Raw genomic sequence first — 17,340 nt, forward strand, 5'->3', positions numbered from 1 at the left:
TCGTGTCCGGCGTCGTCGGTGAATACGGCTTCCGTGTCGGACTTCAAGGTCATCTCTCCACGCTGGCTGAGGTCGCCCCACCCCCCCCCCCCCCCCCCCCTCCCCTCCCCCCCCCCCACCCCCCCCCCCCCCCCCCCCCCCAAAACCCCCCCCCCCCCCCCCCACCCCCCCCCCCCCCCCCAACGCCCCGTCTCTCAGGGGCGCGAGGCTGTGTCGATCTGCGGCTACCGCCGCGCGTGCGCGACAAGCCACGACGAAGCCGCAGCCGGAAAACGCGCGGTCACCCGCGTGGAACGCTTACGCGTCCTTCGACTCCTCGGCGGAAGCCTCGGCGGCGTCGTCGGCCTTGGTCTCCTCGACCTTGGCCGTCTCGGCCTCCTTGACCGCACGCTTCGTGGCGGCCTCGGCCTCACCCACGGCGTTCTGCTGCACCGTCAGCGCCTCGACCAGCTCGATGACAGCCATGGGCGCGTTGTCGCCACGACGGTTACCGATCTTGGTGATGCGGGTGTAGCCACCGGGACGGTTCTCGTACCGCGGGCCGATCTCGGTGAAGAGCGTGTGGACGACGCTCTTGTCCGTGATGACCTGGAGCACCTGACGGCGGTTGTGAAGGTCGCCCTTCTTCGCCTTGGTGACCAGACGCTCGGCGTACGGACGCAGGCGGCGGGCCTTCGCCTCGGTGGTGGTGATGCGGCCGTGCTCGAAGAGCGCCTTCGCGAGGTTCGCGAGGAGCAGCTTCTCGTGCGCGGCGCTGCCGCCCAGACGGGCACCCTTGGTGGGCTTCGGCATATCAATCTCCTGTGTGTCTGCCCCGGCCGTATGAGGTACCGAAGTCAGTATCCGAGCGGGCGGATGCCCGTCGAAGATCCGGGAGCAGTCCCGAAGGGACGCTCCCGGAAGGGGCGCGGGGAACTGCGCGACCAGCCACAACCGGCCCGCAGAAGCAGTACGGCCTCCCCGCGGAGCGCTTAGTACTGCTCGGTCTCGACGAAGCCCGCATCCGCGTCGTCGTCAGCGCCGAAGGCGTCCGCCGCAGCGGTCGGGTCGAACCCGGGAGGCGAGTCCTTGAGCGCCAGACCCATACCCGCCAGCTTCGCCTTGACCTCGTCGATGGACTTCGCACCGAAGTTGCGGATGTCCAGCAGGTCGGCCTCGGAACGCGCCACGAGCTCACCCACGGAGTGGATGCCCTCGCGCTTGAGGCAGTTGTAGGAGCGGACCGTGAGCTCCAGCTCCTCGATCGGCAGCGCCAGGTCGGCGGCAAGGGCGGCGTCCGTGGGGGACGGGCCCATGTCGATGCCCTCGGCGTCGATGTTCAGCTCGCGGGCGAGACCGAACAGCTCGACCAGGGTCTTACCGGCGGAGGCCATGGCGTCACGCGGACGCATCGCCTGCTTGGTCTCGACGTCGACGATCAGCTTGTCGAAGTCGGTGCGCTGCTCGACACGGGTCGCCTCGACCTTGTACGTGACCTTCAGCACCGGCGAGTAGATGGAGTCGACCGGGATACGGCCGATCTCCTGGCCCACCTGCTTGTTCTGCACGGCGGAGACGTAGCCGCGACCGCGCTCGACGGTCAGCTCCATCTCCAACTTGCCCTTGCCGTTGAGCGTGGCGAGGACGAGGTCGGGGTTGTGCACCTCGACACCGGCCGGGGGCGCGATGTCGGCGGCGGTGACCAGACCCGGGCCCTGCTTGCGCAGGTACATCACGACCGGCTCGTCGTGCTCCGAGGAGACGACCAGCTGCTTGATGTTGAGGATCAGGTCGGTGACGTCCTCCTTGACGCCCGGCACGGTGGTGAACTCGTGCAGCACGCCGTCGATCCGGATCGAGGTGACGGCGGCACCCGGGATCGAGGACAGGAGGGTACGGCGGAGGGAGTTGCCGAGGGTGTAACCGAAGCCCGGCTCCAGCGGCTCGATCACGAACCGGGAGCGGAATTCGTCGACGACCTCTTCGGTCAACGAGGGACGCTGAGCGATCAGCATGTGTGGATCAGATCCTTCTTTCGTGGACGCCCGCTATTTGACGCCCGACGGAACCGCACCCATGACGGATACGGGTACTGCAAGGGTACGGGCGGCACGACCCGAAGGAGCCGTACCGCCCGGCTGTCACATGTGGGGGACAACCCCCACACCCCCGGCCGAGAGGCCGGAACGCAGCAAGCCCTGAAGCGCGGTCGTCAGACGCGACGACGCTTCGGCGGGCGGCAGCCGTTGTGCGGGGTCGGGGTGACGTCCTGGATGGAGCCGACCTCGAGGCCCGTGGCCTGCAGGGAGCGGATCGCGGTCTCGCGACCGGAACCCGGGCCCTTCACGAACACGTCGACCTTGCGCATGCCGTGCTCCTGGGCGCGGCGGGCAGCCGACTCGGCGGCCATCTGCGCGGCGAACGGCGTGGACTTCCGGGAGCCCTTGAAGCCGACGTGGCCGGCGGAGGCCCAGGAGATCACGTTGCCGGACGGGTCCGTGATCGAGACGATCGTGTTGTTGAACGTGCTCTTGATGTGCGCGTGGCCGTGAGCGACGTTCTTCTTTTCCTTGCGGCGCACCTTCTTGGCAGCGCCCTGACGACCCTTGGGGGGCATCTATAACTCCTACGGGAGGTGGTCGGTCCTACAGCGAAGACCGCTGGACGGCGAGTCCGCTGCGGACTACTTCTTGCCCGGCTTCTTCTTGCCGGCGATGGCGCGACGCGGGCCCTTGCGGGTGCGGGCGTTGGTGCTGGTGCGCTGACCGCGGACGGGCAGGCCACGGCGGTGACGCAGACCCTGGTAGCAGCCGATCTCGACCTTGCGGCGGATGTCGGCCTGGATCTCGCGACGGAGGTCACCCTCGGTCTTGATGTTGTTGTCCACGTACTCGCGGATCGCGACGAGCTGCTCCTCGGAGAGGTCGCGAACGCGGGTGTTCGGGTCGACGCCGGTCGCAGCCAGCGTCGCCTGAGAAAGAGTCCGGCCGATGCCGAACACGTAGGTGAGGGCGACCTCCACGCGCTTGTCGCGCGGGATGTCAACACCGGAAACGCGTGCCATTCAATGGCTCCTGGTGATCTTCGGAGGTCTTCTGCAGAACCGGCTCCCAGCCGCCGTACCAGGTACGAACTGGGTCCCCGGCCTCCGAACCGGGGGTGTCAGACCGCACAGGGCCTGGGTTCTGCCTATGAACAAATTCAGCTCGCGTCGCGCGAAACTCTGCGATGGAGGTGCAGAGGGTGAGATCTGTGTGCGATCAGCCCTGGCGCTGCTTGTGGCGCGGGTTCTCGCAGATGATCATGACCCGGCCGTGACGGCGGATCACCCTGCACTTGTCGCAGATCTTCTTGACGCTCGGCTTGACCTTCATTGGGTGAGGCTCTCCGGGTCAGTTGCCGGCAGCCCCGCTCGCACGGGACCTGGGCAAGATCTACTTGTACCGGTAGACGATCCGGCCACGCGTCAGGTCGTACGGAGACAGCTCCACCACGACCCGGTCGTCAGGGAGGATGCGGATGTAGTGCATACGCATCTTGCCGCTGATGTGTGCCAGGACCTGGTGGCCGTTCTGGAGCTCGACCCTGAACATGGCGTTCGGCAGAGACTCGACGACAGTGCCCTCGATCTCGATGGCACCTTGCTTCTTGGCCACGCTTCGCCCTTCGAATCGACTACCTTGATCGACTCTTGTGCGAGAACGCGCGATGTCCTTCACCGTGAGGTGTTCCGCCGGAAGGCATGCAGACATGCGGGTACACAAGAGCCGACGAGTCAGTCTACGTCAGCGCACCCGGAAAGACGAATCGGGGAAGTCTGCCCCATGGGGGAGATCATTACTCAAGCGGGACCGGCCCCTTCGCGACAGCCGCCCTCACGGGCGGCCGACGGCGGGACACCTCCCCGGCCTCGATCGGCCGCGCCGGCTTCCGGCCGGCCTGAACGCCCCGGCCCGCGACCGGGCCGGGACAGACCGGGAAGACAGGACCGGGAAGACAGGACCGGGACTCAGGCCAGCGGGTCCGGCGCGGCCGTGATCCCGAACTCGGCCAGCTTGGCCCGGCCGCCGTCGGGGGCGGTCAGCACCAGCGGGCCCTGCTCGGTCAGGGCGACGGAGTGCTCCCAGTGCGAGGACCAGGTGCCGTCGGTCGTGATGACCGTCCAGTCGTCCTCCAGCACCTCGGTGCGCGGAGTGCCGAGGGACACCATCGGCTCGATGGCCAGGCAGAGGCCGGGCACCAGCTTCGGGCCCTTGCCGCGACGCCGGTCGACGTAGTTCAGCAGATGCGGGTCCATGTGCATCTCGGTGCCGATGCCGTGGCCGCCGTAGTCCTCGATGATCCCGTAGCGGCCGCCGCCGGCCTTCGGCTGACGGCGGATGTACGTCTCGATCGCCTTGGAGATGTCCACCAGCCGGTTGCCCTGCTTCATCGCGGCGATGCCCGCCCACATCGACTCCTCGGTCACCCGGGAGAGCTCGATCAGCTCCGGAGCGTGACCGGAGCCCACGAAGGCCGTGTAGGCGGCGTCACCGTGCCAGCCGTCGACGATCGCGCCGCAGTCGATGCTGATGATGTCGCCGTCCTTGAGGACGACCTCGTCGGAGGGGATGCCGTGGACGACGACCTCGTTGGCCGAGGTGCAGATCGTCGCGGGGAAGCCGCCGTAGCCGAGGAAGTTCGACTTGGCGCCGTGCTCGGCGAGGACCTTGCGGGCGACCTCGTCCAGGTCCTTGGTGGTGGCTCCCGGCACGGCCGCCTCACGCGTCGCCGCGTGGATGGCCGCGACGACCAGGCCCGCCGCGCGCATCTTGGCGATCTGCTCGGGGGACTTGATCTGCACCATGGGAGGCGGGGCCTTTCTGTCGGCGTACGGGCGCTTTCAACGATACGAGGTGAGGGGCGAAGGCTGTATTCGGTCCGCCCGCCGGCGGAGCGAAGGCCCGTCGGCGGGGGGGCCGCTCGCGCCCGCGCGGCACGGCCGTACGCCGGTACGGCCCGCCGCCCCCTCGGGCGCGCCGCAGCCGCGGCCCCCGTCGAAGGGGACCGCGGCTGCGGAAGAGAACCTCTACGCGTCCTCGCGCTTGAGCGCGCTCAGCGCGCGCTCGGTGACCTCGTCGACCGGACCCATGGCCTCGATCGTCACGACCAGGCCCTGCGACTTGTAGTAGTCGATGATCGGCTCGGTCTGGGTGTGGTAGACCTCGAGGCGGTTGCGGACCGTGCCCTCGGTGTCGTCGTCGCGCTGGTACAGCTCGCCGCCGCAGACGTCACAGACGCCGTCCTTGGCGGGCTTCTTGTACGTCACGTGGAAGACGTGCGCGGAGTCGTTGCGGCAGATGCGCCGGCCGGCGATCCGCTTGACGACCTCCTCCTCGGGGGCCTCCAGGTCCAGCACCGCGTCCAGCTTGATGCCCTCGGTCTTCAGCAGCTCGTCCAGCGCCTCGGCCTGCGAGACGTTGCGCGGGAAGCCGTCGAGGAGGAAACCGTTCTCGGCGTCGGGCTGCTCCATGCGGTCCTTGGCCATGGCGATGGTGACCTCGTCGGGGACGAGGTTGCCGGCGTCCATGTAGGACTTCGCGAGCTTGCCGAGGTCGGTCTGCCGGCTGATGTTGGCGCGGAACAGGTCGCCCGTGGAGATGTGCGGTACTCGCAGCTTCTCGGCGAGACGAGTGGCCTGCGTACCCTTACCCGCGCCCGGCGGCCCGACGAGGACGATTCGCATCAGCGGAGGAACCCTTCGTAATTGCGCTGCTGGAGCTGGCTCTCGATCTGCTTCACCGTCTCAAGACCGACACCCACGATGATCAGGATGCTGGTCCCGCCGAAGGGGAAGTTCTGGTTCGCCCCAAAACCAACCAACGCCATCGTCGGCACGAGAGCAATCAGACCCAAGTACAGCGAGCCCGGCCAGGTGATCCGGTTGAGCACGTACGAAAGGTACTCAGCGGTCGGTCGGCCAGCCCGGATGCCCGGGATGAAGCCACCATACTTCTTCATGTTGTCGGCTACTTCCTCGGGGTTGAAGGTGATAGCCACGTAGAAGAAGGCGAAGAACACGATGAGCAAGAAGTACGTCGTGATGTAAATCGGGTGGTCACCTGTGACGAGGTTCGCCTCGATCCAGGTTTTCCAGCCGGAAGTGCTGTTCGAGAACTGCGCGATCAGGGCCGGAATGTAGAGCAGCGAAGAAGCGAAGATGACGGGAATCACACCCGCCTGGTTCACCTTCAACGGGATGTACGTGGACGTACCGCCGTAGGCGCGGCGACCGATCATGCGCTTCGCGTACTGCACCGGAATGCGGCGCTGCGCCTGCTCGACGAAGACGACCAGGCCGACCATGACCAGGCCGACGAGAATGACGGTGCCGAATTCGATCCAGCCGTCCGCGAGGTCGCCCTGCTCCTTGATGGCCCACAGGGCCGAGGGGAAGGTCGCGGCGATCGAGATGAACATCAGGATGGACATGCCGTTGCCGATGCCGCGGTCGGTGACGAGCTCACCGAGCCACATGACGACGGCCGTACCGGCGGTCATGGTGATGACCATCGTGATGGTGATGAAGATCGACTGGTCCGGCACGATCGAGCTGGCCTGCGGGCAGCCGCTGAACAGCGCGCCGCTGCGGGCGGTGGCGACCAGACCGGTGCCCTGGAGGATGGCCAGCGCCACCGTCAGGTAACGGGTGTACTGCGTGATCTTCGCGGTACCGGCCTGCCCCTCCTTCTTGAGGGCTTCCAGGCGCGGGATCACCACGGTCAGCAGCTGCAGGATGATGCTCGCCGTGATGTACGGCATGATCCCCAGCGCGAAGACCGTGATCTGGAGCAGGGCACCACCGCTGAACATGTTGACCAGACCGAACAGGCCCTGGTTGCCGGATGCCTGGTCCACACACGCCTGCACGGCGCGGTAGTCGACACCGGGGATCGGTACGTGCGTACCGACCCGGTAGACCACGATGATGCCGAGCGTGAAGAGGAGCTTCTTGCGCAGGTCGGGCGTCTTGAACGCCCGGGCGAACGCGGTGAGCACGGTGCCTCCTGCGACCCCCGCGCCAGTGCGTCAAGGGTGACGGTCTTGAGGTTCGACGAATACGTAACGGTCAACTGCCGCTGAAGGTGCCCCGGGTGGGGAACCCCATGAAAGTTGGCAGTGCAGGCCACCTTACCGGCGAGACTGCCACCCTAGGAACGACCAACCGGGGATACCCCATTTGTAGGGGTATCCCCGGTCGGGATCGCTCAAGTCATCGAGACGCCTGACGGAATCAGACGAGCTCGGTGACGGTACCGCCGGCGGCGGTGATCTTCTCCTTGGCGGAGCCGGAGACGGCGTCGACCGTCACCTGCAGCGCCACGGAGATCTCGCCCTGGCCGAGGACCTTGACGAGGCTGTTCTTGCGAACGGCACCCTTGGCCACGAGACCCTCGACGGTGACCTCGCCACCCTCCGGGTACAGCGCGGCCAGCTTGTCGAGGTTCACGACCTGGAACTCGGTCTTGAACGGGTTCTTGAAGCCCTTCAGCTTCGGGAGACGCATGTGGAGGGGCATCTGGCCACCCTCGAAGCGCTCCGGAACCTGGTAGCGGGCCTTGGTGCCCTTGGTACCACGACCGGCCGTCTTACCCTTCGACGCCTCACCACGACCGACACGGGTCTTGGCGGTCTTGGCGCCCGGGGCGGGACGGAGGTTGTGGATCTTGAGCGGGTTGTTCTCCGCCATGATCAGTCGACCTCCTCGACCGTCACGAGGTGACGGACATGGCGAACCATGCCGCGGAACTCGGGGCGGTCCTCCTTGACGACCTGCGTGTTGATGCCCTTGAGACCAAGGGACCGCAGGGTGTCACGGTGGTTCTGCTTGCTGCCGATGTACGACTTCACCTGCGTGATCTTGAGCTGCGCCATTACGCACCAGCCCCGGCACGCGCACGGAGAAGGGCCGCGGGGGCGACGTCCTCGAGCGGCAGACCGCGGCGGGCCGCGATCTCCTCGGGACGCTGCAGGCCCTTCAGGGCCTCCACGGTCGCGTGCACGATGTTGATCGCGTTGTCGGAGCCGAGCGACTTCGACAGCACGTCGTGGATACCGGCGCACTCGAGCACGGCACGCACCGGGCCACCGGCGATAACGCCGGTACCGGGGGACGCGGGCTTGAGCAGCACGACGCCGGCAGCCTTCTCACCCTGGATGGGGTGGGGGATGGTGCCCTGGATGCGGGGGACCTTGAAGAAGTGCTTCTTGGCCTCCTCAACGCCCTTGGCGATGGCGGCCGGCACCTCCTTGGCCTTGCCGTAACCGACACCCACGGTGCCGTCACCGTCGCCCACCACGACCAGCGCGGTGAAGCTGAAGCGACGACCACCCTTCACAACCTTGGCGACACGGTTGATCGCGACAACGCGCTCAACGTAAGCGGTCTTCTCGGCGGCAGCTGCGCCGCCGTCACGGCCCTTCCGGTCCCGCCGCTCGCCGCCACCGGCACCGCCACCGCGGCGCTGGGGTCCAGCCATTGGAATTACCTCTCTCTTTTTCCGCTAGCTACGGAAGCGGCTCAGAACTTGAGCCCGGCCTCGCGGGCGGCGTCCGCCAGGGCGGCGATGCGCCCGGCGTACTGGTTGCCGCCACGGTCGAACACGACAGCCTCGACACCGGCGGCCTTGGCACGCTCGGCGACCAGGGCGCCGACCTGCTTGGCCTGCGCGGACTTGTCGCCCTCGCCACCGCGGATCGACGAGTCCAGAGTGGACGCCGAAGCCAGGGTGTGGCCCTTGAGGTCGTCGATCACCTGCGCCACGATGTGGCGGTTCGAGCGGGTCACGACGAGACGGGGACGCTCCTCCGTACCGTTGATCCGCTTGCGGATCCGCAGGTGGCGGCGCTTGATCGAGGCGCGCTTGTAGGCGTCGCCCTTCAGGATCTTCTGCCCGTATGCCATGGCTTACTTACCCGCCTTTCCGACCTTGCGGCGGATGACTTCGCCCTCGTACTTGACGCCCTTGGCCTTGTACGGGTCGGGCTTGCGCAGCTTGCGGATGTTGGCCGCGACCTCGCCGACCTTCTGCTTGTCGATGCCCTCGACCGAGAAACGGGTCGGAGCCTCGACCTTGAAGGTGATGCCCTCGGGGGCCTCGATGAGGATCGGGTGGCTGTAACCGAGCGCGAACTCGAGGTTCGCGCCCTTGGCGGTCACGCGGTAACCGACACCGCTGATCTCGAGCTTCTTCACGTAACCCTGGGTCACGCCGGTGATCATGTTCGCCACCAGCGTGCGGGAGAGGCCGTGCAGGGCCTTGCTCTGACGCTCGTCGTTGGGGCGGGTCACCTGGACGGTGCCGTCTTCGCCCTTGGCGATCTCGATCGGCGCCACGACGGTGTGGGTCAGTTCGCCCTTGGGGCCCTTGACCTTGACCGTACGGCCGTCGATGGTGACGTCCACGCCGGCGGGAACCGCGATGGGGAGCTTGCCGATACGCGACATAGCTGTTTCCTCCGTTCCCTTCTGCTACCAGACGTAGGCGAGGACTTCCCCACCCACGCCCTTCTTGCCGGCCTGCTTGTCGGTGAGGAGCCCGTGGGACGTGGAGATGATCGCCACGCCGAGGCCGCCGAGCACCTTCGGCAGGTTGGTGGACTTCGCGTAGACCCGGAGACCGGGCTTGGAGATCCGCTTGATGCCCGCGATGGAGCGCTCACGGTTCGGGCCGAACTTCAGCTCGAGGACGAGGTTCTTGCCGACCTCGGCGTCCTCGACCTTCCAGCCCGTGATGAAGCCCTCCTGCTGGAGGATCTCCGCGATGTGAGACTTGATCTTCGAGTGCGGCATCGCCACGGAGTCGTGGTAAGCCGAGTTCGCGTTACGCAGACGGGTCAGCATGTCTGCGATCGGATCAGTCATGGTCATGAATTGGCCTGTGGCCTTTCTCGCCGGGGTTTCCTATATGCGCCATCCCTCTCCCCATACCTGGACGGGACGGGTGCGGCGCGGGGACCTACGGCGTAGTAAGTCGTTCAGGGCGGCAGAGGCCCAACCCTCCTAGCCTAAGGCATACGAGGAGGAGCCTCTGCCGTCCCGGTTGCTTACCGAGAGGTCCAGGAATCCCTTATTACGGGGATTACCAGGAGCTCTTGGTCACGCCCGGCAGCTCGCCACGGTGAGCCATCTCACGAAGGCACACGCGGCACAGGCCGAACTTGCGGTACACGGAGTGCGGACGGCCGCAGCGCTGGCAGCGCGTGTAGCCACGCACACCGAACTTGGGCTTGCGAGCAGCCTTAGCGATCAGAGCCTTCTTCGCCATCTCGCTCACGCCTCCTTGAAGGGGAAGCCGAGGTGACGAAGGAGCGCGCGGCCCTCAGCGTCGTTGGTCGCCGTGGTGACCACGGTGATGTCCATACCCCGGACGCGGTCGATCTTGTCCTGGTCGATCTCGTGGAACATGACCTGCTCCGTGAGACCGAAGGTGTAGTTGCCACGGCCGTCGAACTGCTTGGGGGACAGGCCGCGGAAGTCGCGGATGCGCGGCAGCGCGAGCGACAGGGTGCGGTCCAGGAACTCCCACATGCGGTCGCCACGGAGCGTGACGTGGGCACCGATCGGCTGGCCCTCACGCAGCTTGAACTGCGCGATGGACTTACGGGCCTTGGTGACCTGCGGCTTCTGGCCGGTGATCGTGGTGAGGTCGCGGATGGCGCCATCGATCAGCTTGGAGTCGCGGGCGGCGTCGCCCACACCCATGTTGACCACGATCTTGACGAGGCCGGGGATCTGCATGACGTTCTCGTACTTGAACTCGTCACGCAGCTTGCCCGCGATCTCCTCGCGGTACTTCGTCTTCAGACGCGGAGTGGTGGTGGTAGCCATCAGATGTCCTCACCCGTCCGCTTGGCAACGCGGATCTTGTTGCCCTCTTCGTCGAAGCGGTAGCCGACACGCGTGACGACCTTGTTGCCGTCCTTCTCAACGACCAGCTGGACGTTGGAGACGTGGATCGGCGCCTCGGTGGTCACGATGCCGCCGGCCTGGGAACCGCGAGCGGTCGGACCGGCCTTCGTGTGCTTCTTGACCCGGTTGACACCCTCGACCAGGACACGGTCCTCGCGGGGGTAGGCCGCGATGACCTTGCCCTGCTTGCCCTTGTCCTTGCCGGTGATGACCTGGACCAGGTCGCCCTTCTTGATCTTCATGCTTACAGCACCTCCGGCGCGAGCGAGATGATCTTCATGAACTTCTTCTCGCGCAGCTCACGGCCGACCGGGCCGAAGATGCGGGTGCCGCGAGGGTCGCCGTCGTTCTTCAGAATGACGGCGGCGTTCTCGTCGAAGCGGATGTACGAGCCGTCCGGACGACGGCGCTCCTTGACGGTGCGCACGACGACAGCCTTGACGACGTCGCCCTTCTTCACGTTGCCACCGGGGATCGCGTCCTTGACGGTGGCGACGATGACGTCACCGATGCCCGCGTAGCGGCGACCGGAGCCACCGAGCACACGGATGCAAAGGATCTCCTTCGCACCAGTGTTGTCGGCGACACGAAGTCGCGACTCCTGCTGGATCACGTCTATCTCCTGATCGTCTGCCGGTTCCCCGGGGGCCACTCAGAGAGTGGCCCCCGGAGCCTGGCGGAACTGTCCTGCGGGGATGCCCGCAGGAATACCTTGCTTGAGAAATTCCCTTACGGGAATTACTTCGCCTTCTCGAGGATCTCGACGACGCGCCAGCGCTTCGTCGCGGACAGCGGCCGGGTCTCCATCAGGAGGACACGGTCGCCGACACCCGCGGCGTTCTGCTCGTCGTGCGCCTTGAGCTTGTTGGTACGGCGGATGACCTTGCCGTACAGCGCGTGCTTGACGCGGTCCTCGACGGCGACGACGACGGTCTTGTCCATCTTGTCGCTGACGACGAGACCCTCACGGGTCTTGCGGTAGCCGCGCGCCTCGGTGTTCTCAGTCACGTTCTTCTCGCTCATCAGGCGTTCTCCACCGTTTCGATGCCCAGCTCACGCTCGCGCATCAGGGTGTAGATCCGCGCGATGTCCTTGCGGACCGCCTTCAGACGGCCGTGGTTCTCGAGCTGACCCGTGGCCGCCTGGAAGCGGAGGTTGAACAGCTCTTCCTTGGCCTCGCGGAGCTTCGCCAGAAGCTCCTCGTTGCCCAGCTCGCGCAGCTCGGACGCCTTGGTACCGGCCGACATCACGCTTCACCTGCCTCGCGCTTGACGATCCGGCACTTCATCGGCAGCTTGTGGGCCGCACGAGTCAGCGCCTCACGGGCGATCTTCTCGTTGGGGTACGACAGCTCGAACATCACACGTCCGGGCTTGACGTTGGCGATCCACCACTCCGGCGAACCCTTACCGGAACCCATGCGGGTCTCGGCCGGCTTCTTGGTGAGGGGACGGTCCGGGTAGATGTTGATCCAGACCTTGCCGCCACGCTTGATGTGGCGGGTCATCGCGATACGAGCCGCCTCGATCTGGCGGTTCGTCACGTAGGCCGGGGTCAGCGCCTGGATGCCGTACTCGCCGAACGCAACCTGCGTTCCACCCTTGGACATACCGCTGCGCTTCGGGTGGTGCTGCTTGCGGTGCTTGACCCTACGGGGGATCAGCATGACGGTCAGGCCTCCGTTCCGGTGCTCTCAGCAGCCGGAGCGGCAGCGGCCTCGGCCTGGGGGGCCTCGGCAGCAGGAGCCTGCTGCGGCTTGCGACCGCGTCGCTCGCCACCACGGCCACCACGGGCCGGGCGGTCGGCGCCACCGCGGGCCGGGCGGTTACCCGCACGGGCGGCAGCGTTCTCGGCGCGGACCTCGGCGATGTTCTTGACGTCGCCCTTGTAGATCCAGACCTTCACGCCGATGCGGCCGAAGGTCGTCTTGGCCTCGAAGAAGCCGTAGTCCACGTTCGCGCGGAGCGTGTGCAGGGGCACACGGCCCTCGCGGTAGAACTCCGAGCGGGACATCTCGGCGCCGCCGAGGCGGCCACCGCACTGGATCTTGATGCCCTTGGCGCCCGCCTTCATGGCCGACTGCATGCTCTTACGCATGGCGCGGCGGAAGGAGACACGGGAGGACAGCTGCTCGGCGACGGCCTGAGCAACCAGCTGAGCGTCCGTCTCGGGGTTCTTGACCTCGAGGATGTTCAGCTGGACCTGCTTGCCCGTCAGCTTCTCCAGCTGACCGCGGATCTTGTCGGCCTCCGCACCGCGGCGGCCGATGACGATGCCCGGACGCGCGGTGTGGATGTCCACGCGGACACGGTCACGGGTGCGCTCGATCTCAACCTTCGAGATGCCGGCCCGCTCCATGCCGGACGTCAGCATCCGACGGATGGCGACGTCTTCCTTGACGTAGTCCTTGTACAGCTTGTCGGCGTACCAACGCGACTTGAAGTCGGTCGTGACACCGAGCCGGAACCCATGCGGGTTTACCTTCTGGCCCATTACCGGGTTCCTTCCTTGCTGCTGACGACCACAGTGATGTGGCTGGTCCGCTTGCGGATCCGGTAGGCACGGCCCTGGGCGCGCGGCCGGAACCGCTTCAGGGTCGGGCCCTCGTCGACGTACGCCTCGCTGATGACCAGCGAGGAGGCGTCCGTGTGGTCGTAGTTGTGCGCGGCGTTGGCAATGGCGCTGTCGAGCACCTTGCCGACCGGCACGGAGGCTGCCTGCGGAGCGAATCGCAGAACAGCCTGGGCCTCCGTGGCGTCCATGCCACGGATGAGGTCCACCACGCGGCGGGCCTTCATGGGCGTGACGCGGATGTACCGCGCCTGGGCCCTGGCTTCCATGGTTGTCCCTTCAGTTACTTACGTGTCTGAGTGCGATCCGCTGCTAGCGGCGCTTCGACTTGCGGTCGTCCTTGACGTGACCCCGGAAGGTGCGCGTCGGCGAGAACTCGCCGAGCTTGTGGCCGACCATCGACTCGGTGACGAACACCGGGATGTGGGTCTTGCCGTTGTGCACCGCCAGCGTGTGGCCCAGCATGGCCGGCACGATCATGGAGCGACGGGACCAGGTCTTGATGACGTTCTTGGTGCCGGCTTCGTTCTGGGCGTCCACCTTCTTCATCAGGTGGTCGTCGACGAAGGGCCCCTTCTTCAAGCTACGAGGCATCTCAACCCGTCCTTAGCGCTTCTTGTTCGTCTTGCGGCGGCGGACGATGTACTTGTTCGACGCCTTCTTGGGCGAACGAGTACGGCCTTCCTTCTTGCCCCACGGGCTGACCGGGTGGCGACCACCGGAGGTCTTGCCCTCACCACCACCGTGCGGGTGGTCGACCGGGTTCATGACCACACCACGGACGGTCGGGCGAACGCCCAGCCACCGCTTACGGCCGGCCTTGCCCCAGTTGATGTTGCTCTGCTCGGCGTTGCCGACCTCGCCGACGGTGGCGCGGCAGCGCACGTCGACCAGGCGGATCTCACCGGAGGGCATGCGGAGGTGAGCCATCTGGCCCTCCTTCGCGAGCAGCTGCACGGAGGCACCGGCGGAGCGGGCGAACTTCGCGCCGCCACCGGGACGAAGCTCCACGGAGTGGATCGTCGTACCGACCGGGATGTTGCGCAGCGCCAGGTTGTTGCCGGGCTTGATGTCGGCCGTGGGGCCGTTCTCGATCCGGTCGCCCTGGTTCAGGCCCTTGGGGGCCAGGATGTAGCGCTTCTCGCCGTCCACGTAGTGGAGGAGCGCGATGCGCGCGGTGCGGTTGGGGTCGTACTCGATGTGAGCGACCTTCGCCGGCACGCCGTCCTTGTCGTGACGACGGAAGTCGATCACGCGGTAGGCGCGCTTGTGGCCACCACCCTGGTGGCGGACGGTCACGCGACCGGAGTTGTTACGGCCACCCTTGCTGTGCAGGGGGCGAACCAGCGACTTCTCCGGCGTGGACCGCGTGACCTCGACGAAGTCGGCGACGCTGGCGCCACGACGGCCCGGCGTAGTCGGCTTGTACTTGCGGATTCCCATTTCTCAGTCCTCGTCCGATATCGGACGATCCGGACCGCCCTCAGGCGGTCGGACCGCCGAAGATGTCGATACGGTCGCCCTCGGCGAGGGTCACGATCGCGCGCTTGGTGGCGGCGCGCTGACCGAAACCGGTCTTGGTGCGCTTCCGCTTGCCGATGCGGTTGATCGTGTTGACCCCGGTGACCTTGACCTCGAAGACCGCCTCGACGGCCTGCTTGATCTGGGTCTTGTTGGAGCGCGGGTCGACGATGAACGTGTACTTGTTCTCGTCCAGGAGCGCGTAGCTCTTCTCGGAGACCACCGGGCGGACCAGCACGTCACGGGGGTCCGTGTACGACTTGCTGACCGGGGTGACGACCGTGTTCTTGCCCTCGGCGGCGTGACGACGCGCCTTGGCGACGCGCGCGGCCTTGGCGGCCTTGGCGGCCTTGGAGGCGATGCTCGGGTGACGCGTAGCCATCAGGCGTCACTCCCTTCGGTGTCGTTGGCCTTGTTCGGGCCGGACACGAAGGACTCCAGGGCGGCCTGGGTGAAGACCACGTCGTCCGAGACGATCACGTCGTACGTGTTCAGCTGGCCCGGCTCCAGGATGTGGACCTGGGGCAGGTTGCGGGCGGACAGCCACGCGGCCTCGTCGGCGCGCTCGACGACCAGGAGCACGTTCTTGCGCTCCGAGATCTTGCCGAACAGCGTGCGAGCGGCCTTCGTGGAGGGGGTCTCGCCCTCGATCACGCCGGTGACGACGTGAATGCGGTTGTGGCGGGCCCGGTCGGTGAGGGCGTGGCGCAGGGCCGCGGCCTTCATCTTCTTCGGGGTCCGCTGCGAGTAGTCACGCGGCTGGGGGCCGTGGACGACGCCACCGCCGGCGAACTGCGGCGCACGCGTCGAGCCCTGGCGCGCACGGCCGGTGCCCTTCTGGCGGTAAGGCTTGCGACCGCCACCACGGACTTCACCGCGGGTCTTGGTCTTGTGGGTGCCCTGACGGGCAGCCGCGTTCTGCGCGACGACGACCTGGTGGATCAGCGGGATGCTGACCTTCTCCACGCCGAAGAACTCCGCGGGGAGCTCGACGCTACCGGTCTTCTCGCCCGCGGGCGAAAGGATGTCAACAGTGCTCATCGGTTACCTCAGGCCCCCTTGGCCGCGGTGCGGACCAGGACGAGGCCGCCGTTCGGACCAGGAACCGCGCCCTTGATGAGCAGCAGACCCTTCTCCGCGTCAACGGCGTGGACGGTCAGGTTCTGGGTGGTGACCCGCTCGTTGCCCATGCGACCCGCCATGCGGAGGCCCTTGAACACGCGGCCCGGGGTGGCGCAGCCACCGATGGAACCGGGCGAGCGGTGCTTGCGCTGGGTGCCGTGTCCGGCGCCGAGGCCCTTGAAGTTGTGACGCTTCATGACACCGGCGAAACCCTTGCCCTTGCTCTTGCCGGTCACGTCGACCTTGACGCCGGCCTCGAAGACCTCGGCGGTGACTTCCTGACCGAGCGTGTACTCGGAGGCGTCGGCCGTACGGATCTCGACGAGGTGGCGACGGGGGGTGACATCGGCCTTGGCGAAGTGGCCCTTGAGGGGCTTGTTCACCTTGCGCGGGTCGATCTCGCCGAACGCGATCTGGACGGACTCGTAGCCGTCGACGTCGTTCGTGCGGACCTGGGTGACGACGTTGGGGCCGGCCTTGACGACGGTGACCGGAACAACGCGGTTGTTCTCGTCCCACACCTGCGTCATGCCGAGCTTCTCGCCCAGGATGCCCTTGATCTGCTTAGCCATTCTCAGATCACCGACCCTCAGAGCTTGATCTCGATGTCGACACCGGCCGGGAGGTCGAGTCGCATCAGGGAGTCAACGGTCTTGGGGGTGGGGTCGAGAATGTCGATCAGGCGCTTGTGCGTGCGCATCTCGAAGTGCTCGCGCGAGTCCTTGTACTTGTGCGGCGACTTGATGACGCAGTACACGTTCTTCTCAGTGGGCAGCGGCACCGGGCCCGCGACCGACGCACCAGTGCGGGTCACCGTCTCGACGATCTTCTTCGCCGAGGAGTCGATGACCTCGTGGTCGTAGGCCTTGAGCCGGATGCGGATCTTCTGTCCCGCCATGGCTACTCAGTAGTCCTTTGTCTCGTACGCTCCGGAACCCGGCGTTCCTGGTCCCGCTCCTCCGACCCACGCGGTCGGGCGTGTCGCGCTCCCGCTGACAAAGATGCCCCTTGTTCGAACATCCCTGCGGGAATGCACACGGCCCTACCGGAACCGCAAGCCGAGGGCGGAAGGCCCACCGGGTGCCTGGCCGGTGCCGCACAGCACTTCCCGAAAGATTCCCGTACGTCCGCCCCAGTGCTGCCGTGTGGCAGTTAGGGCGACGAGTACTGTGGGACTCGCTTCCGGTCCTCCCGGC

At 66.6% G+C, this 17,340-nt stretch carries 30 protein-coding genes; all 30 read right to left on the reverse strand.

Annotated elements, in window-relative coordinates; all coding sequences use genetic code 11:
- Positions 1-297: 297 nt before the first annotated feature.
- Positions 298-792, reverse strand: coding sequence for a 50S ribosomal protein L17 (rplQ, locus tag ACZ6SQ_RS32235; RefSeq protein ID WP_386377324.1), 495 nt, complete (start codon positions 790-792; stop codon positions 298-300).
- A gap of 179 nt (positions 793-971) precedes the next feature.
- Positions 972-1,994, reverse strand: a complete 1,023-nt coding sequence (locus tag ACZ6SQ_RS32240; RefSeq protein ID WP_003966937.1) for a DNA-directed RNA polymerase subunit alpha — start codon at positions 1,992-1,994, stop codon at positions 972-974.
- A 197-nt stretch (positions 1,995-2,191) separates the two neighbouring features.
- Positions 2,192-2,596: a 30S ribosomal protein S11 gene (gene rpsK, locus ACZ6SQ_RS32245; protein ID WP_003956432.1), complete on the reverse strand. Its 405-nt coding sequence runs from the start codon at positions 2,594-2,596 to the stop codon at positions 2,192-2,194.
- A gap of 66 nt (positions 2,597-2,662) precedes the next feature.
- Positions 2,663-3,043 carry a 30S ribosomal protein S13 gene (gene rpsM, locus ACZ6SQ_RS32250; protein ID WP_015658452.1) on the reverse strand — a complete coding sequence of 127 codons (381 nt, stop codon included), beginning with the start codon at positions 3,041-3,043 and terminating at the stop codon, positions 2,663-2,665.
- 196 nt (positions 3,044-3,239) lie between these two features.
- Positions 3,240-3,353 carry a 50S ribosomal protein L36 gene (rpmJ, locus tag ACZ6SQ_RS32255; protein WP_004984509.1) on the reverse strand — a complete coding sequence of 38 codons (114 nt, stop codon included), beginning with the start codon at positions 3,351-3,353 and terminating at the stop codon, positions 3,240-3,242.
- A gap of 60 nt (positions 3,354-3,413) precedes the next feature.
- Positions 3,414-3,635, reverse strand: coding sequence for a translation initiation factor IF-1 (gene infA, locus ACZ6SQ_RS32260; protein WP_004927214.1), 222 nt, complete (start codon positions 3,633-3,635; stop codon positions 3,414-3,416).
- Between the two features lie 353 nt (positions 3,636-3,988).
- Positions 3,989-4,825, reverse strand: coding sequence for a type I methionyl aminopeptidase (gene map / locus ACZ6SQ_RS32265; RefSeq protein WP_386377322.1), 837 nt, complete (start codon positions 4,823-4,825; stop codon positions 3,989-3,991).
- Positions 4,826-5,047: 222 nt separating this feature from the next.
- A complete protein-coding gene (locus ACZ6SQ_RS32270) occupies positions 5,048-5,704 on the reverse strand; it encodes an adenylate kinase (RefSeq protein ID WP_469568413.1) in 657 nt (218 codons plus the stop codon).
- Positions 5,704-7,017, reverse strand: coding sequence for a preprotein translocase subunit SecY (secY, locus tag ACZ6SQ_RS32275; RefSeq protein ID WP_386377320.1), 1,314 nt, complete (start codon positions 7,015-7,017; stop codon positions 5,704-5,706). Before secY ends, ACZ6SQ_RS32270 begins: the two co-directional genes overlap by 1 nt.
- A gap of 235 nt (positions 7,018-7,252) precedes the next feature.
- Positions 7,253-7,708 (reverse strand): 50S ribosomal protein L15, encoded by a 456-nt coding sequence (gene rplO, locus ACZ6SQ_RS32280; protein WP_003974249.1) that lies wholly within the window; start codon positions 7,706-7,708, stop codon positions 7,253-7,255.
- Positions 7,709-7,710: 2 nt separating this feature from the next.
- The gene (gene rpmD / locus ACZ6SQ_RS32285; RefSeq protein ID WP_129307387.1) at positions 7,711-7,893 is read right to left on the reverse strand and encodes a 50S ribosomal protein L30; all 183 of its coding nucleotides are present in this window, start codon (positions 7,891-7,893) and stop codon (positions 7,711-7,713) included.
- The gene (gene rpsE, locus ACZ6SQ_RS32290) at positions 7,893-8,498 is read right to left on the reverse strand and encodes a 30S ribosomal protein S5 (RefSeq protein WP_009190144.1); all 606 of its coding nucleotides are present in this window, start codon (positions 8,496-8,498) and stop codon (positions 7,893-7,895) included. Before rpsE ends, rpmD begins: the two co-directional genes overlap by 1 nt.
- Before the next feature lie 41 nt (positions 8,499-8,539).
- Positions 8,540-8,923 (reverse strand): 50S ribosomal protein L18, encoded by a 384-nt coding sequence (gene rplR, locus ACZ6SQ_RS32295; RefSeq protein WP_386377319.1) that lies wholly within the window; start codon positions 8,921-8,923, stop codon positions 8,540-8,542.
- Positions 8,924-8,926: 3 nt separating this feature from the next.
- Positions 8,927-9,466: a 50S ribosomal protein L6 gene (gene rplF / locus ACZ6SQ_RS32300; RefSeq protein ID WP_469568418.1), complete on the reverse strand. Its 540-nt coding sequence runs from the start codon at positions 9,464-9,466 to the stop codon at positions 8,927-8,929.
- A gap of 24 nt (positions 9,467-9,490) precedes the next feature.
- A complete protein-coding gene (rpsH, locus tag ACZ6SQ_RS32305; RefSeq protein WP_004984520.1) occupies positions 9,491-9,889 on the reverse strand; it encodes a 30S ribosomal protein S8 in 399 nt (132 codons plus the stop codon).
- A gap of 211 nt (positions 9,890-10,100) precedes the next feature.
- Complete coding sequence (locus ACZ6SQ_RS32310) at positions 10,101-10,286, reverse strand: type Z 30S ribosomal protein S14 (protein ID WP_003948630.1); 186 nt, start codon at positions 10,284-10,286, stop codon at positions 10,101-10,103.
- A 5-nt stretch (positions 10,287-10,291) separates the two neighbouring features.
- Positions 10,292-10,849, reverse strand: a complete 558-nt coding sequence (gene rplE / locus ACZ6SQ_RS32315; RefSeq protein WP_386377317.1) for a 50S ribosomal protein L5 — start codon at positions 10,847-10,849, stop codon at positions 10,292-10,294.
- Positions 10,849-11,172 (reverse strand): 50S ribosomal protein L24, encoded by a 324-nt coding sequence (gene rplX, locus ACZ6SQ_RS32320; protein ID WP_061920721.1) that lies wholly within the window; start codon positions 11,170-11,172, stop codon positions 10,849-10,851. Before rplX ends, rplE begins: the two co-directional genes overlap by 1 nt.
- A gap of 2 nt (positions 11,173-11,174) precedes the next feature.
- Positions 11,175-11,543 carry a 50S ribosomal protein L14 gene (gene rplN / locus ACZ6SQ_RS32325; protein WP_055718836.1) on the reverse strand — a complete coding sequence of 123 codons (369 nt, stop codon included), beginning with the start codon at positions 11,541-11,543 and terminating at the stop codon, positions 11,175-11,177.
- A gap of 125 nt (positions 11,544-11,668) precedes the next feature.
- The gene (gene rpsQ, locus ACZ6SQ_RS32330; protein ID WP_356692135.1) at positions 11,669-11,953 is read right to left on the reverse strand and encodes a 30S ribosomal protein S17; all 285 of its coding nucleotides are present in this window, start codon (positions 11,951-11,953) and stop codon (positions 11,669-11,671) included.
- The gene (gene rpmC, locus ACZ6SQ_RS32335; RefSeq protein ID WP_007494763.1) at positions 11,953-12,177 is read right to left on the reverse strand and encodes a 50S ribosomal protein L29; all 225 of its coding nucleotides are present in this window, start codon (positions 12,175-12,177) and stop codon (positions 11,953-11,955) included. The genes rpsQ and rpmC overlap by 1 nt, the downstream gene beginning before the upstream one ends.
- The gene (rplP, locus tag ACZ6SQ_RS32340) at positions 12,177-12,596 is read right to left on the reverse strand and encodes a 50S ribosomal protein L16 (protein WP_030745246.1); all 420 of its coding nucleotides are present in this window, start codon (positions 12,594-12,596) and stop codon (positions 12,177-12,179) included. The genes rpmC and rplP overlap by 1 nt, the downstream gene beginning before the upstream one ends.
- 5 nt (positions 12,597-12,601) lie before the next feature.
- The gene (gene rpsC / locus ACZ6SQ_RS32345; RefSeq protein ID WP_356692138.1) at positions 12,602-13,423 is read right to left on the reverse strand and encodes a 30S ribosomal protein S3; all 822 of its coding nucleotides are present in this window, start codon (positions 13,421-13,423) and stop codon (positions 12,602-12,604) included.
- Positions 13,423-13,770 carry a 50S ribosomal protein L22 gene (gene rplV, locus ACZ6SQ_RS32350; RefSeq protein WP_004571827.1) on the reverse strand — a complete coding sequence of 116 codons (348 nt, stop codon included), beginning with the start codon at positions 13,768-13,770 and terminating at the stop codon, positions 13,423-13,425. Before rplV ends, rpsC begins: the two co-directional genes overlap by 1 nt.
- 43 nt (positions 13,771-13,813) lie before the next feature.
- Positions 13,814-14,095 carry a 30S ribosomal protein S19 gene (gene rpsS / locus ACZ6SQ_RS32355; protein ID WP_053759516.1) on the reverse strand — a complete coding sequence of 94 codons (282 nt, stop codon included), beginning with the start codon at positions 14,093-14,095 and terminating at the stop codon, positions 13,814-13,816.
- Between the two features lie 12 nt (positions 14,096-14,107).
- On the reverse strand, positions 14,108-14,944 hold the full coding sequence (rplB, locus tag ACZ6SQ_RS32360) for a 50S ribosomal protein L2 (RefSeq protein WP_386377316.1): 837 nt from the start codon (positions 14,942-14,944) through the stop codon (positions 14,108-14,110).
- Positions 14,945-14,984: 40 nt separating this feature from the next.
- Positions 14,985-15,404 (reverse strand): 50S ribosomal protein L23, encoded by a 420-nt coding sequence (rplW, locus tag ACZ6SQ_RS32365; protein ID WP_356692146.1) that lies wholly within the window; start codon positions 15,402-15,404, stop codon positions 14,985-14,987.
- Positions 15,404-16,063, reverse strand: coding sequence for a 50S ribosomal protein L4 (gene rplD, locus ACZ6SQ_RS32370; RefSeq protein WP_386377315.1), 660 nt, complete (start codon positions 16,061-16,063; stop codon positions 15,404-15,406). The genes rplW and rplD overlap by 1 nt, the downstream gene beginning before the upstream one ends.
- An 8-nt stretch (positions 16,064-16,071) precedes the next feature.
- Positions 16,072-16,716 (reverse strand): 50S ribosomal protein L3, encoded by a 645-nt coding sequence (gene rplC / locus ACZ6SQ_RS32375; RefSeq protein ID WP_062706771.1) that lies wholly within the window; start codon positions 16,714-16,716, stop codon positions 16,072-16,074.
- Between the two features lie 17 nt (positions 16,717-16,733).
- A complete protein-coding gene (gene rpsJ, locus ACZ6SQ_RS32380; protein ID WP_003948644.1) occupies positions 16,734-17,042 on the reverse strand; it encodes a 30S ribosomal protein S10 in 309 nt (102 codons plus the stop codon).
- Between the last annotated feature and the right edge of the window lie 298 nt (positions 17,043-17,340).

This window comes from Streptomyces sp. NPDC048600 (assembly GCF_055587025.1).